Below are 13,320 nucleotides of genomic sequence, written 5' to 3' on the forward strand. Positions count from 1 at the left end.
TTGATCCTCACGATCGACCCCGGAATTCTTGAGGGCCGCCCCGGGTGGCAGCTTGATTACCGTCAACAAGCGGCGACTCCTCTTGCAAGATGCGCTGCCCCTCTTGATCGAGCTCCTCCAGCTGGCCGCTGTTCACCGCCCAGCCAAAGACGCCCAAAATCACCAGCACCAGCACCACCGACAGGGGCACCAGCACATACATCACTTCCATAGTTGCTCCTGTGCGGCTGCACCGTCCGTGGCCGCAGGCCCAGTGCCCATCGGCATTTGCCCCAGTCGCCAGGCGTTGGCCATGACCAGAATCGAACTCAGCGCCATGCCCAGACCCGCCGCCCAAGGCGGCATCCAACCCACCAGAGCCAATGGCACTGAGGTCGCGTTATAGGCCGCGGCCCAGGCCAAGTTCTGCCGAATCACGCGCCGAGTGGCGCGCGCCTGCTGTAGTGCATTCACAACATCAAGCAAGCGACCGCTGAAGAGCACTGCATCGGCACGCATGCGTGCCAAGTCAGCCCCCTGCCCCATGACCATGGAGACATCGGCCTGGGCCAGCACCGGCGCATCGTTCACACCGTCGCCCACCATGAGCACACGCAAGCCCTGCGCCTGCAGGGCGCGCACCTTTGCCAGCTTGTCCTCGGGGCTTTGTTGGGCCGACCACGCTTCCAGCCCACAAGCCCGCGCCATTTGCTCCACACGCGAAGGCGTGTCACCCGACAGCAGCTGCACTTGCAAGCCCTGCTGCGCCAAAGCCTGCATGGCCGCTGCTGCATCCGGCCGCAAACCCTCATCAAAGGCCCAGGCCATCAGCACCTTGCCATTGCAAGACAGCGCCAGCTGCGCCTCTTGCGGCAGGTGTGCAGCGTCGCCCGCCCAACCCGGCGCCCCCAGACGCCACGCCTGACCCTGAGCATCCTCGCCCAGCAGCCCTTTGCCCGGCAGCTCTTGAACCTTGACCCAGGACTGGACGGGCTCGGCCAGCAAAGAGGCTGGGCGCTCCAACTGCGCCAGGCTTTGCGCCCGCGGGTGGCTGGATTGCTGCGCCAAATCCAGAGCCAGGGCCAGGGCCAGTGCTTTGTCGTCCGACTGCGGGTGCTGCCAGCAGCACTGGGCGCGCATGCGCTCGTCAGTCAATGTGCCGGTTTTATCCACCACCACGGCGTCGATTTGCGCCATGGTTTCAAGCGCATCAAGCCGACTCAGCTGCACGCCACGGCGCGCCAGCGCCCCTGCGCTGGCCAACCATGCCGAGGGTGCGGCCAAACTCAGGGCGCACGGGCAGGTGACGATGAGCACCGCGACGGCCACGGCCACCGAGCGTGTTGGATCGATGAACTGCCAGGCCAATGCAGCCAACCCAGCCATGAGCAGCACCGCCCAGGTGAACGGCGTGGCCATGCGATCAGCCAGGCGCGATGTTTGCGGGCGGCTCGTGAGCGCCTCGCGCATCAGGCGCTGAATACCCGCTTGGCGCGTGCCTTCGCCAATTTTTTGCACCTCCACCAGCAAGGGCGAATGCAGGTTGACGCTTCCAGCCAAGACCATGTCGCCCTCCGCCTTGGGCTGGGGCCTGGCCTCACCGCTGAGCAAGGCTTCGTCGGCAGCACTGCTACCGCGCACCACGCGTGCATCGGCCGGGAAGGCCTGCCCGGCTGGCACCCGCACCCAATCACCTTTGCGCAATTGATGTGGAGCCACCCACTGCGCCGTGGCGTCGGCATCAGCGCTGCTCAGACGCTGGACCTGGTCCGGCAGTTGCTCTGCCCCCTGCTCCAGCGCCAGGGCCGCGCGCTGACGCGCACGCAACTCCAAATACCGCGCCCCGAGCAAAAAGCTCAGGAACATGGTGATGGAGTCGTAAAACACTTCGTGCCCGAAAGGCCCGCTAGGGTCCAGCGTCGCCCCAGTGCTGGCGATGAAGGCCACCAGCAGCCCCAAGGTGATGGGCACATCCATGGCCGGGCGGCGCGCCAAAAGTTGCTTCCATGCCGCCTTGAAAAACGGCCCGGCAGCCAAGAGCATGGCCGGCAGGGTCAAGACCCATTGCCCCCAGTTGAGCAACTGGCGCTGGTCTTGCAGCAGCTCTCCCGGTGCCGCCACATAGCTGGGCCACGCCAGCATCATGACTTGCATCATCAAGAAGCCAGCCACAAACAGCTGCCACATGGCCTGCCTGTGAGCGCGTTTTCGCTGTGCCCGCGCTGGTGCACTCAGGTCGGGTGCAGCGTCATAGCCCGCAGCAGCGACTGCGGCCTGGAGCTGCGCCAAATTCACCTGCGCCGGGTCCCACAGCAGGCTGAGCCGCTCGCTGGCGCCGTTGACTTGGGCTTGCACCACGCCGGGCTGGCCGTGCAAGGCCTGTTCGATCAAGCCCGCGCAGGCAGCGCAATGCAGACCGCTGAGGCGAAATTGTGAACGCGCGAGCCGACGCCCCTGATCGTCAATCTGCCACTGTGTAAAGCCGGACAAAGCCTGATCATCGGCGTCTACCGAGGCAAGCGCGCAAGCAGGGGGCGGCAGGACAGCAGACATGCCGTGATAATCCCAAAATCACCCGCTCAAGCACATGACATACATCAAGAAGCTCTTGGCTATTGGTCTACTGGCAGCACTGGCTCCTCTGAGTCAGGCTCAAGACCAAGCCCAACATCTGCCCAGCGTCGCCATGTCTGCGGGCATGCACATGATTCAAGCTGAAGTGGCACGCACGCCGCAGCAGCGCGCCATTGGCCTGATGCACCGCACCGAGCTGGCGCCCAATGCGGGCATGATTTTCGTGTTCGAAGAAAGCGCTGTGCAGTGCTTCTGGATGCGCAACACGCTCATCCCGCTGTCTGCAGCGTTTTTGGACGAGCAAGGCCGTGTGATCAACATCGCGGAGATGAAGCCGCGCAGCGATCAAAGCCACTGCTCAACTGGGCCGGCGCGCTATGTGCTGGAGATGAACACGGGCTGGTTCAGCAAGCGCGGCATCAAGGCGGGGCACAAACTGAGTGGCCCCTTCTGGCCCCACTGAGGGCCTGGGCGCGGGCGGCGGCACGCCAAGTGCCAACCGCACGCGCAAGCTTTCAAGCTCAGGCGAAGTTGGCCTCAGCAAATTCCCAATTCACCAAGTTGCTCAGGAAGGTTTCCACGAACTTGGGGCGGGCATTGCGGTAGTCAATGTAGTAGGCGTGTTCCCACACGTCCACGGTCAGCAGCGCCTTGTCAGCGGTGGTCAGCGGCGTGCCTGCGGCGCCGGTGTTGACGATGTCCACGCTGCCGTCGGCCTTTTTCACCAGCCACGTCCAGCCCGAACCAAAGTTGCCCACGGCACTCTTGGTGAAAGCTTCCTTGAAGGCGTCAAAGCTGCCCCACTTGGCGTTGATGGCGTCAGCCAATGCACCCTTGGGAGCGCCGCCGCCATTGGGCTTCATGCAGTTCCAGAAGAAGGTGTGGTTCCAAATCTGGGCGGCGTTGTTGTAGATGCCACCGCTGGACTTGCGGACGATGTCCTCCAAGGCCATGGTTTCGAATTCGGTGCCCTTTTGCAGGTTGTTCAAGTTCACCACATAGGCGTTGTGGTGCTTGCCGTGGTGGAACTCCAGCGTCTCCGCGCTGTAGTGAGGGGCCAGCGCGTCCTTGGCATAGGGCAGAGGTGGCAGTGTGTGTTCCATGGTGACTCCTGTCTTTTAGATGGGATCGGGAAAAGAAGACAAACCGGCTGATTGTAGGCAGCGTTGGCCGTAACCCCTGGGCTGCCGGGGGCTTAGGCTCACTCCTTGGCGGGCAGCGCCAGATTCGGCTGCACGCCCTCGACACGCAGCTGCGCGCGACCATCGACCAACACTGCAAACGCCTGCTGCTCGGGCTGCAGCTGCGTCACCGAGCCTATGGGCTGTCCAGCACCGTCATCCAGCCAGACATAGCCGCGTGACAGCACGCGCTGAGGGTCCAGTGCCGACAGGCGTTGCTGCTGTGCATGCAAGCGCTGCTGCAGGCGCTGCATCAACATCACTTGCGCATGCTGTCGACGCAGCACCAGCCGCTCAAGCCGCTGCTGGCGCTGGGCAAGCTGGCGTTTGAGCTGCTGTGCCAACGCGTTTGCCAGATTGTTCAAACGCTGGTGCTGGCGCGACACCATAGCGCCCGGGCGCGCCAGGCGCAGGCTCACACGGTCCAGCCGCTGGGCGCGCCGATCCAAATGCGCCAGCACGCTGCGGCGCAGGCGCTGCTGCAGCGACTGCAGGTGTTCCAGCCACTCCTGCGTGGGCAAGGCTGCCAGCTCAGCCGCCGCCGTGGGCGTGGGCGCACGCAGATCGGCCGCCAGATCGCAAAGGCTGATGTCCGTCTCATGCCCCACCCCACACACCACGGGCAAGCCAGACTGCGCCACGGCACGCACCACGCGCTCATCGTTGAAGGCCCACAAGTCCTCCAGCGAACCACCACCGCGCACCAGCAGGATGAGGTCAGCCCGGCGCGTGCCTTGCTCTTGATTGACTTGGGCCAAAGCGCGCACCAGGGCCGCTGGCGCCTGCTCGCCCTGCACCAGGCTGGGGTAGACCAAGGCCTGCACATGGGGCGCTCGGCGCGCCAGTGCCGTCAGCACATCCTGCAGCGCCGCACCTACAGGGGAAGTGATGATGGCTACACGCCGCACAAATCCTGGCAGCGCTCTCTTGCGCTCAGCGTCAAACAGCCCTTCGGCCTCCAACTTGGCACGCAAGCGCAGAAACTGCTCGTAGAGCGCACCCACGCCAGCGCGGGACATGCTCTCCACCACCAGCTGCAACTCGCCGCGCGCTTCGTACACCGCCAGGCGTCCGCGCAGCTGCACTTTTTGACCGTCTTGCGGCGAGAAGTCCAGCAAGCCCGCAGCGCGCCTGAACATGGCGCAGCGCAGCGCCGCGCCGCTGCCCGCGCCGTCCTTCAGCGTGAAGTAGCAGTGCCCGCTGGAGGCGCGCACAAAGCCTGAGATCTCGCCCTCCACCGCCACACTGGCAAAGCGCTGAGCCAGGCTGTCAGACACTGCCAGCAGCAAGGCCCCCACACCCCAAACCATGCGGGCCGCGTCCATGCGCCCCAGCTCATTCATGCGCACACTCCAGGCAAGGGTTCGCCAGCACAAGGGTTCATCAAGGATTTCACTGCCCTATTTTGAGGCACCACAAGGCGTGCCCCGTATCGATGCGCCCTCTGAGCTTTCACCCCAAGGCAACACACAAAGTTATCCACAGCCGCGGTGGACACCGCAAACACTTCGGCAACAACACGCCGCCAGAGCTTGACGCCAGGCCGGGTGTCCAGTCGCATAATCTGCGCCGAGCTTGCTCTCGCAGCCATGCCTTGCCTCACCGACCGCGCAGGCCGAAATTGGCAAGCACGGCACACAACCACACTGGGGGATACAGACCTTGTTTTCGATCATACAAGCTGCCGGCTGGCCGATTTGGCCCCTCCTGGCCTGCTCCGTCGTCGCATTGGCCCTGATCATCGAGCGGCTGCTCAATCTTCGTCAGCACCGAGTGGCCCCGCCGCGACTCATCGATGAAGTCCTCTCCATCAGTCAGCCCCACCTGCCACCGCCCGATGTGCTCAACAAGCTGGCCGAAAACTCGCTGCTGGGCGACGTTCTGGCCAGCGGGCTGCGTACGGCACTGCAGGAGCCACGCGCCAGCGAAGAGCGACTGCGCCAGAGTTTTGAACTCGCCGGACGGCACGCCATTCACCTCATGGAGCGCTACCTCAACACCCTGGGCACCATTGCCGCGGCCGCACCGCTGCTGGGCCTGTTGGGCACCGTGGTGGGCATGATCGAGATCTTCGGCTCGCAAAGCCCCGGCGGGAACAACCCCGCGCAGCTGGCCCACGGCATCTCCATCGCGCTCTACAACACGGCCTTTGGCCTGATCGTGGCCATCCCGGCGCTGATGTTCTATCGCTACTTCCGCGGCCGCGTCGACGCCTATGTCCTCGACATGGAGCGCGCCAGCGACCGCCTCTTGAGCATGCTCACCCATCGTGGTGGGACCGTGCGATGAAGTTCCGCCGCCGCACCGGCGACGAGCCGGAGATCAATCTGATCCCCTTCATCGATGTGCTGCTGGTGGTGCTGATTTTTCTCATGATGTCCACCACCTACTCGCGCTTCACGGAGCTGGACATCGCCCTGCCCACCGCCACGGCCGAGGCCGTGAAAGACCGTCCGGCTGAAATCGTTGTGGTGGTGGCCGCAGACGGCCGCTATGTGCTCGATGGCAAGCCGGTGGACGGCCGCTCGGTGGAGCTCATTGCAGCGGCCATGAGCAACGCCGCGCTGCAGCGCCAAAACCCCATGGTGGTGATCTCGGCGGACGCCTCGGCCTCGCACCAGTCGGTGATCAATGTCATGGACGCCGCACGCCGTGTCGGGCTGAGCAAACTGGTTTTCGCCGCGCAAAAGAGCAGCCCATGAGCCTGTCAGACCAGCTGGCCCGCAGGATAGAGCGCAGCTGGCAGTCCAACGACTGGCTGGCCCAGCTGCTGCGGCCACTTGGCGCACTTCACCACGCCATGTTCGCGGTGCGCGCGCTGGCCTACCGCTGTGGCTTGGCGAAGGTAGAAGTGCTGCCAGTTCCCGTGCTGGTGGTGGGCAACTGGGTGGTGGGCGGTGCGGGCAAAACACCCACCATGCTGGCACTGCTGCAGCACCTCAGCGCTCAGGGCGTGAGCTGCGGCGTGGTGTCACGCGGCTATGGTCGCCAAAGCCACGAGGTCCGCCTGGTTCAACCCCACGACAGCGGCACCGATGTCGGCGACGAACCGCTGCTCATCGCTCTGCGCAGCCGCGTTCCGGTGGCCGTGGGCGCTGACCGTGTAGCGGCTGCTCGCGCCCTGCTCCAAGCGCACCCAGGCATACAACTGCTGCTCTCTGACGACGGGCTGCAACACTGGCGCTTGCCCAGGGCTTTGAGCGTGCTGGTGTTTGACGAGCGTGGCGTGGGCAACGGTCGCATGCTGCCCGCTGGGCCACTGCGACAGCCCGGGGACGTGGCGGCATGGCCCGGGCATGGGGCAGCGCGGCTCGTGCTCTACAACGCCAAAGTCCCCAGCACCGCCTTGCCGGGCCACCTTGCACACCGCGCGCCCGGCGGCCTGTTGACCCTGCGGCAATGGAGCGAACAGCCGCTTGCTCAGGGCACACCGCTGAGCAAGTTGCAAGGCCGCACACTGCTGGCTGCCGCAGGCATTGCCAACCCACAGCGCTTTTTTGACTTACTGCGCGAGCAAGGGCTTAGCTTTGAGGCATTGCCGCTTCCCGACCACGCCTCTCTTGATCCCTTGCCCTGGAATCTGGACACCGAAACCGTGGTGACCGAAAAAGATGCCGCCAAGTTGCGCCATTTGGCTCATCTTGACCCGCCGATCTGGGTGCTCAGGCTAGACTTCCGTCCCGACCCAGAATTCTTTGCGGCTTTGCAAGCCCGCCTGCAACCGCTGCTGCCCCATGGACCCAAGACTGATTGAAATCCTCGTGTGCCCGCTGTGCAAGGGCCCGCTGGAAGACCTGCGTGAAAACGGCATGCGCGAGCTGGTCTGCAAAGCAGATCGCTTGGCCTACCCCGTGCGCGAAGGCATTCCGGTGATGTTGGCCAACGAAGCACGCAGCCTCGACGCCGTGACCGCCACCGACAACGCACCTGCCAACACTGGCGCGCAGGCATGAGCTTCACGGTATTGATTCCGGCGCGGCTGGGTTCCAGCCGCCTGCCCAACAAACCGCTGGCCGACATCTGCGGCGTGCCCATGGTGGTGCGCGTCGCGCAGCGCGCCCGTCTCTCAGGCGCAGAACGTGTGGTCGTGGCGACTGATTCCGTCGAAGTGCTGGAGCGCTGCCAGCAGCATGGCATCGACGCCATCATGACGCGCGCCGACCACCCCAGCGGCAGCGACCGCCTCGCCGAGGCCTGCACCACACTGGGATTGGCCGACGACGCTCTGGTGCTGAACGTGCAGGGCGACGAACCCCTGATCGAACCCGACATGATCCGCGCCTGCGCCCAGCTGCTGGAGCAGCGCCGCGACTGCTGCATGAGCACCGTGGCGCACGCCATTGATGACGCGGCCGAGTTCGCCAACCCCAATGTAGTGAAGGTGGTTTGCGACGCCCAGGGGCGCGCCCTCTACTTCTCGCGCGCACCCATCCCCTGGTGGCGCGACGCTCCGAGCGCAACGCCACAGCCCTTCCCCCATCACGTGCTGCGCCATGTGGGGCTGTACGGCTACCGCGCCGCCTTCCTGCGCCGCTTCCCCACCCTGAGCGTCAGCCCGCTGGAGCAAATCGAGGCGCTCGAGCAGTTGCGCGTGCTGTGGCATGGAGAGCGCATCGCGGTACACGTCAGCCCCATGCGCCCTGGCCCTGGCGTAGACACTGAACAAGACCTGGAGCGCGTGCGCGAACTGGTCCGCCAAACCCACTAAAAAGCGGCGCCCCAAAGGCTCTGCGTGCGGGTTACAACCGAGTCCTGAGGCCGAGCTGCGTCAGTTCGGCGAAGGCTTGCCCATGCTATCCTCGACTCAAGTGTCTAGGGGTATGGGCACCCGCTTGCTACCCCTCTTTTGATATCGAGGAGACCCATGCGACTGATTCTTCTTGGCGCACCCGGCGCCGGCAAAGGCACCCAAGCTGCCTTCATTTGCCAGAAATTTGGCATACCGCAGATCTCCACTGGCGACATGCTGCGTGCAGCGGTCAAGGCCGGCACCGAGTTGGGCGTAGCGGCCAAGAAGGTGATGGACGCCGGCGGCTTGGTCAGCGATGACATCATCATCGGCTTGGTGAAAGAACGCATCACCCAACCCGACTGCGCCAGCGGCTTTTTGTTCGACGGTTTTCCCCGCACCATCCCGCAAGCCGAGGCCATGAAGGCTGCCGGCGTGAAGCTGGACTTCGTGCTGGAAATCGATGTGCCAGACGCGGCCATCATCGAACGCATGAGCGGCCGCCGGGTTCACCCGGGCTCGGGCCGCACCTACCACGTCACCTTCAATCCGCCCAAAGTGGCAGGCAAGGACGATGTGACCGGCGAAGACCTCATCCAGCGCGACGACGACAAGGTCGAGACCGTGCGCAAGCGCCTGGAGGTCTACCAGTCCCAAACCCGCCCGCTGGTGGACTACTACTCCCAGTGGGCCGCAGGGGGTGATGCCGCCGCGCCTCAGTACCGTCGCATTGAGGGTATTGGCTCGGTGGACGACATCACGGCACGTGCATTGGACGCATTGCGCTGAGCACCCTCCAGCTGAGGGGGCCGACGCGCCCCCAAGCCAGCCACCGTGTAGCGGTGGCTTTTTTGTATCGGAAAATTGACGTTTACGTAAACGTAATTCACTGACGGAGTTGAGACATGGACATCAAGGGAAAAGTCTTCTTGGTCACGGGTGGCGCTTCCGGGCTGGGCGAGGGCACGGCCCGCATGCTGGCGCGCGAGGGCGGCAAGGTCGTCATTGCTGACCTGCAAGAAGCTCGTGGGCAGGCGCTGGCTGCGGAGTTGCAAGGTGTGTTCGTGCGCTGCGACGTCAGCAGCGAGGCCGATGCACAGGCTGCCGTGGCATGCGCGACCAGCCAGGGCAAGTTCATGGGGCTGGTCAACTGCGCAGGCATCGCTCCCGCAGCAAAGACCGTGGGCAAAGACGGCGCCCACGCGCTGGATCTGTTCGCCAAGGTCATTCAAATCAACCTGGTGGGCAGCTTCAACATGATCCGCCTTGCCGCTGCTGCCATGAGCGCCAACGAGCCCGAAGCAACGGGTGAGCGTGGCGTGCTGATCTCCACCGCGTCTGTGGCCGCCTACGACGGCCAGATCGGCCAAGCCGCCTACTCGGCCTCCAAGGGTGGCGTGGTGGGCATGACCTTGCCCGTCGCTCGCGACCTGGCCCGCAGCGGCATTCGCAACATGACCATCGCCCCGGGCATCTTCGGCACACCCATGCTGTTTGGCATGCCGCAGGAAGTGCAAGATGCGCTGGCCGCCAGCGTGCCCTTCCCCAGCCGTCTGGGCCGACCCGAGGATTACGCCAAGCTGGTGCACCAAATCATCACCAACGACATGCTCAACGGCGAAGTGATCCGCCTGGACGGCGCCATTCGCATGCAACCCAAATAAGCTGCGGCGTTGGCTTGGCCCACGGAGAAGGCTGTGGGCAAGAAAAACAAGGGCCTCCCGAGGGAGGCCCTTTGACTTACCGGCACCACAGCCATACAGCCGTGGTGGGCAGAGCATCAGCGCTTGCTGCGCGCCAGTTGCGCGTACAGGCGGGCAATGTCAGCAGAGCCGTCAGAGCCTTTCACAGCGCGCCAAGCTGCGATCGCTTTGGCGTTGTCGCCCACCGTGTAGTAGGCCAGACCTTGGTAGAGGCGCACGTCGTCCGGGCGCTTGAAAGCACCCTTGGCGATACCATCCTCGACCAACTTGACGGCCTCGGTCTTCTGACCGCGGAAGGCCGAAGCCAGACCCAGCTTGACCAGTGCGTCGCCCTCTTTCGAGGCACGAGCTTCAGCCTCGGCCTGCGCCTGGGCAGACTTAGCCTCAGCAATGCGCGTCACCAGCAGGTCTGCCAGACGCTTTTGGCGCGCAGCCTCCGCGCCCTGACCCAGAGCCTTGGCGGCATAGCCTTGATCCATCACGCGCTTGCCTTCTTCAGGGAAGCCAGCCTGCGCGGCGATCTGGGCCATCTCCATGTAGTCGTTGGCGTCACGCAGGTTTTCCGTGGCCAAACGCAAGCGGTAGATGTCCAGCTGGAAGCGAGGCGAGAAACCCTTCTTGGAAGGCAGCGTGCCCAAGACCTGGTTCCACAACTGTTTGGTCGGGTAGTAGGTCAGCAGCTTTTCAACAGCCAAAGCTTCGGTGGCCTTGTCGCCCTTCTTGCCAGCGGCACTCAGCAACAGGTTGAGCTTTTGCTGCGATGGCGCGCGACCCGCCTTTTCGTCAGCCTGAATTTCAGCCAGGGTGTCTTTGAGCACACCGCCCACATCGCCAGAATTCCACTGCGAGTAGGACTGCACCTGCTTCATGGAGGGGCTGTTGCCGCCTGCTGCAAAGTACTTGTTGGCCCAATCCAGCGCCTTGGCATGCTGGTTGCTGCGCGAGTAGGTGCCTGCGATGGATTCCATCATCTGCAGCTGCTGCGCGCTGGGCAGTCGGCCCATGCCCTTGAGTGCTTCGTAGCCCTTGACCATTTGGTCCGCGTCTCCAGCGCGCGAGGCCGCTGCAACGCGCATGCCTTCAAGCGCTGCGTTTTCGTCAGCGTTGCGCCCAGACACGCCTTCAGCTTCACGCACCTTGGCCAGCGCTTCAGCGCCCTTGCCTGCCTTGAGCAAATCGCTCGCGGCCTTCAGGTGCTTGCCCACATCGGGGCGCACTTGAGCTTGCGCCTGAGTCCAACCCAGCTGACCGTCCGGCGTTTGGCCCAGCATCAGTGCGGCCACACCCAGTGCCACGGCGGCCAGTTGCTTGATCTTCATGTGATTCTCTCCTGGAACAAAAACGCGCCGCCCTCCCGGGCAGCGCGCTCTAGCATAACGGCCTTCTACAGCCCTCTTCAGAGGAACTGCTCGTTACCGCGCATGGCCATCTTCTTGACGCCCAGACGCTGTGCCGAGGCCATCACCGCGGCCACTTTGCCGTAGTCCACCAGCTTGTTGGGCTTGATGTGAACTTCAGGCTGGTCGGCTTGCGCCACCACTTCCTGGAACTTGCCTTCAAGGGCAGCCAAGCTCGACAGCTGTATACCATCCCACAGGAGGGTGCCGTCGAAGTCCACAAACACCTCGTGAACCACGGGGTCCTTGAGGGGTTGGTTCTTGCTCGGCGGCGGCATGTCCAGGTTGACCGAGTGCAACTGGATGGGGATGGTGATGATCAACATCACCAGCAGCACCAGCATCACGTCGATCAGCGGCGTGGTGTTGACGTCCATCAGGACTTCTGGCTCGTCACTACCCGAAGAGCTTCCGACGCTCATTCCCATGTTCAGCTCCTTGTTCAGCCGCCACGAGCCGGAGGCTCGGTGACAAACTTGACGCTCATGATGCCGGCGCGCTGGCACGCCATCATCACTTTGCCGACGTTTTCGTAGCGCGATTTATCGTCGCCACGGATATGCACTTCCGGCTGCGGGTTCAAGACGGCAACCTTCTTCAGACGCTCTTTGAGTGCATCTGTGTCAGGCACCAGGGTCACCCCCCAGTAAATATCGCCTTCCTTGGTCACCGAAATTTCGACGTTTTCCGGTTTGGTGACGCGGACCACATTGGTCTCTTTCGGCAGGGTGACCCCAACCGATTGCGTCACCACCGGAACGGTGATCAAGAAGATGATCAACAGCACCAACATCACGTCCACGAGAGGCGTGGTGTTGATGGTTGAGACGACATCGTCTTCGCCGCCGGAGGATCCGACATTCATGCCCATGATGAACCTCCGGTTGGTTCGTAAATCAGCGGGAGACCTTGCGGTTGCCCATCAGCACGCCGTGCAGATCACCAGCAAAGGCACGCACTTCAGCCATCACAGCCTTGTTGCGGTTGACCAGCCAGTTGTAGCCCAACACGGCAGGAACAGCCACCGCCAGACCGATAGCGGTCATGATCAGCGCAGCGCCCACAGGACCTGCCACCTTGTCGATGGAGGCTTGACCGGCCACACCAATGCTGGTCAGGGCTTGCAGAATGCCCCACACGGTACCGAACAGGCCGATGAAGGGAGAGGTCGAACCAACGGTCGCCAGGAAGCCCAGACCCGCTTGCATGCGGCTGTTGACTTCGGCCACCGAGCGCTCGATGTTCATCGTCACCCAGGTGTTGTGGTCGATGTTTTCGGTCAGGGCGCCTTCATGGTGCTCAGACGCTTCGATCGCGTTTTGAGCGATGTAACGGATAGCGCCCGTTTCAGACAGGGACTTCAGGCCTTCAGCCAGGCTGGCCTTCTTGAAGAAGGTCGCACGCGCACCCTTGGCGTCCTTGGCCAGCTTGTGGGTGTCCCACAGCTTGGTAAAGGTGATGTACCAGCAGCCCATGGACATCAGTGCCAGCAGCACCAACACGAACTGGTCCACAGCATGGCCGTGGGTGATCAGCGCAGTCAGGCTGTAGGGGTTTTCAACGGCTTTGGAGGCAGCAGCAGCAGGAGCTTCAGCAGCAGCGGTTTCGACCACAGCAGTCACAGCGGATGCGGCTTCAGAGGCAGCTTGGTCCTGAGCGAAAGCCACAGGCGACACGGCCAGCGTCGCGGCAAATGCCACGGCCGCGATCACGGCGGAGATACGAGAGATCATGGAGTTAGCTCCTACTCAAAAAGA

At 63.5% G+C, this 13,320-nt stretch carries 16 protein-coding genes; 8 read left to right on the forward strand and 8 right to left on the reverse strand.

Features of this window, described 5'->3' with window-relative positions:
• Positions 1 to 7 precede the first annotated feature (7 nt).
• On the reverse strand, positions 8 to 211 hold the full coding sequence (gene ccoS, locus ACG0Z6_RS14650; protein ID WP_394462673.1) for a cbb3-type cytochrome oxidase assembly protein CcoS: 204 nt from the start codon (positions 209 to 211) through the stop codon (positions 8 to 10).
• Positions 202 to 2,532 (reverse strand): heavy metal translocating P-type ATPase, encoded by a 2,331-nt coding sequence (locus ACG0Z6_RS14655; protein ID WP_394462676.1) that lies wholly within the window; start codon positions 2,530 to 2,532, stop codon positions 202 to 204. Before ACG0Z6_RS14655 ends, ccoS begins: the two co-directional genes overlap by 10 nt.
• Positions 2,533 to 2,566: 34 nt before the next feature.
• Between ACG0Z6_RS14655 and ACG0Z6_RS14660 the strand changes: the two genes are divergently transcribed.
• Positions 2,567 to 3,016 carry a DUF192 domain-containing protein gene (locus ACG0Z6_RS14660; RefSeq protein WP_394462678.1) on the forward strand — a complete coding sequence of 150 codons (450 nt, stop codon included), beginning with the start codon at positions 2,567 to 2,569 and terminating at the stop codon, positions 3,014 to 3,016.
• 58 nt (positions 3,017 to 3,074) lie between these two features.
• Here ACG0Z6_RS14660 and ACG0Z6_RS14665 read toward each other — a convergent pair whose 3' ends face one another.
• Positions 3,075 to 3,656: a superoxide dismutase gene (locus tag ACG0Z6_RS14665; RefSeq protein WP_394462680.1), complete on the reverse strand. Its 582-nt coding sequence runs from the start codon at positions 3,654 to 3,656 to the stop codon at positions 3,075 to 3,077.
• Positions 3,657 to 3,754: 98 nt separating this feature from the next.
• Complete coding sequence (xseA, locus tag ACG0Z6_RS14670; protein ID WP_394462681.1) at positions 3,755 to 5,077, reverse strand: exodeoxyribonuclease VII large subunit; 1,323 nt, start codon at positions 5,075 to 5,077, stop codon at positions 3,755 to 3,757.
• Between the two features lie 319 nt (positions 5,078 to 5,396).
• On the opposite strand from xseA, the gene ACG0Z6_RS14675 reads away from it, so the two are divergent.
• From ACG0Z6_RS14675 to ACG0Z6_RS14705, 7 genes are all read left to right on the forward strand, one after another.
• A complete protein-coding gene (locus ACG0Z6_RS14675; RefSeq protein ID WP_394462682.1) occupies positions 5,397 to 6,023 on the forward strand; it encodes a MotA/TolQ/ExbB proton channel family protein in 627 nt (208 codons plus the stop codon).
• Positions 6,020 to 6,436, forward strand: a complete 417-nt coding sequence (locus ACG0Z6_RS14680) for an ExbD/TolR family protein (RefSeq protein ID WP_394462684.1) — start codon at positions 6,020 to 6,022, stop codon at positions 6,434 to 6,436. Before ACG0Z6_RS14675 ends, ACG0Z6_RS14680 begins: the two co-directional genes overlap by 4 nt.
• Positions 6,433 to 7,488 (forward strand): tetraacyldisaccharide 4'-kinase, encoded by a 1,056-nt coding sequence (gene lpxK, locus ACG0Z6_RS14685; RefSeq protein WP_394462686.1) that lies wholly within the window; start codon positions 6,433 to 6,435, stop codon positions 7,486 to 7,488. Before ACG0Z6_RS14680 ends, lpxK begins: the two co-directional genes overlap by 4 nt.
• The gene (locus ACG0Z6_RS14690; RefSeq protein WP_394462688.1) at positions 7,469 to 7,687 is read left to right on the forward strand and encodes a Trm112 family protein; all 219 of its coding nucleotides are present in this window, start codon (positions 7,469 to 7,471) and stop codon (positions 7,685 to 7,687) included. The genes lpxK and ACG0Z6_RS14690 overlap by 20 nt, the downstream gene beginning before the upstream one ends.
• Positions 7,684 to 8,442: a 3-deoxy-manno-octulosonate cytidylyltransferase gene (gene kdsB / locus ACG0Z6_RS14695; protein WP_394462690.1), complete on the forward strand. Its 759-nt coding sequence runs from the start codon at positions 7,684 to 7,686 to the stop codon at positions 8,440 to 8,442. The genes ACG0Z6_RS14690 and kdsB overlap by 4 nt, the downstream gene beginning before the upstream one ends.
• A gap of 156 nt (positions 8,443 to 8,598) precedes the next feature.
• A complete protein-coding gene (adk, locus tag ACG0Z6_RS14700) occupies positions 8,599 to 9,252 on the forward strand; it encodes an adenylate kinase (RefSeq protein ID WP_394462692.1) in 654 nt (217 codons plus the stop codon).
• Positions 9,253 to 9,368: 116 nt separating this feature from the next.
• A complete protein-coding gene (locus ACG0Z6_RS14705; protein WP_394462693.1) occupies positions 9,369 to 10,127 on the forward strand; it encodes a 3-hydroxyacyl-CoA dehydrogenase in 759 nt (252 codons plus the stop codon).
• A gap of 116 nt (positions 10,128 to 10,243) precedes the next feature.
• On the opposite strand, the gene ACG0Z6_RS14710 is transcribed toward ACG0Z6_RS14705, so the two are convergent.
• The 4 genes from ACG0Z6_RS14710 to ACG0Z6_RS14725 all read right to left on the reverse strand — a co-directional run bounded on the left by ACG0Z6_RS14710 (position 10,244) and on the right by ACG0Z6_RS14725 (position 13,296).
• Positions 10,244 to 11,485 (reverse strand): hypothetical protein, encoded by a 1,242-nt coding sequence (locus ACG0Z6_RS14710; protein ID WP_394462695.1) that lies wholly within the window; start codon positions 11,483 to 11,485, stop codon positions 10,244 to 10,246.
• A 77-nt stretch (positions 11,486 to 11,562) separates the two neighbouring features.
• Complete coding sequence (locus ACG0Z6_RS14715; RefSeq protein ID WP_394462696.1) at positions 11,563 to 11,991, reverse strand: ExbD/TolR family protein; 429 nt, start codon at positions 11,989 to 11,991, stop codon at positions 11,563 to 11,565.
• Between the two features lie 14 nt (positions 11,992 to 12,005).
• Positions 12,006 to 12,434: an ExbD/TolR family protein gene (locus ACG0Z6_RS14720; protein WP_394462698.1), complete on the reverse strand. Its 429-nt coding sequence runs from the start codon at positions 12,432 to 12,434 to the stop codon at positions 12,006 to 12,008.
• Positions 12,435 to 12,459: 25 nt separating this feature from the next.
• Positions 12,460 to 13,296: a MotA/TolQ/ExbB proton channel family protein gene (locus ACG0Z6_RS14725; protein WP_394462700.1), complete on the reverse strand. Its 837-nt coding sequence runs from the start codon at positions 13,294 to 13,296 to the stop codon at positions 12,460 to 12,462.
• Positions 13,297 to 13,320 lie beyond the last annotated feature (24 nt).

This window comes from Roseateles rivi (assembly GCF_043555845.1).
In the GTDB taxonomy this organism is placed as follows: domain Bacteria; phylum Pseudomonadota; class Gammaproteobacteria; order Burkholderiales; family Burkholderiaceae_C; genus Roseateles; species Roseateles rivi.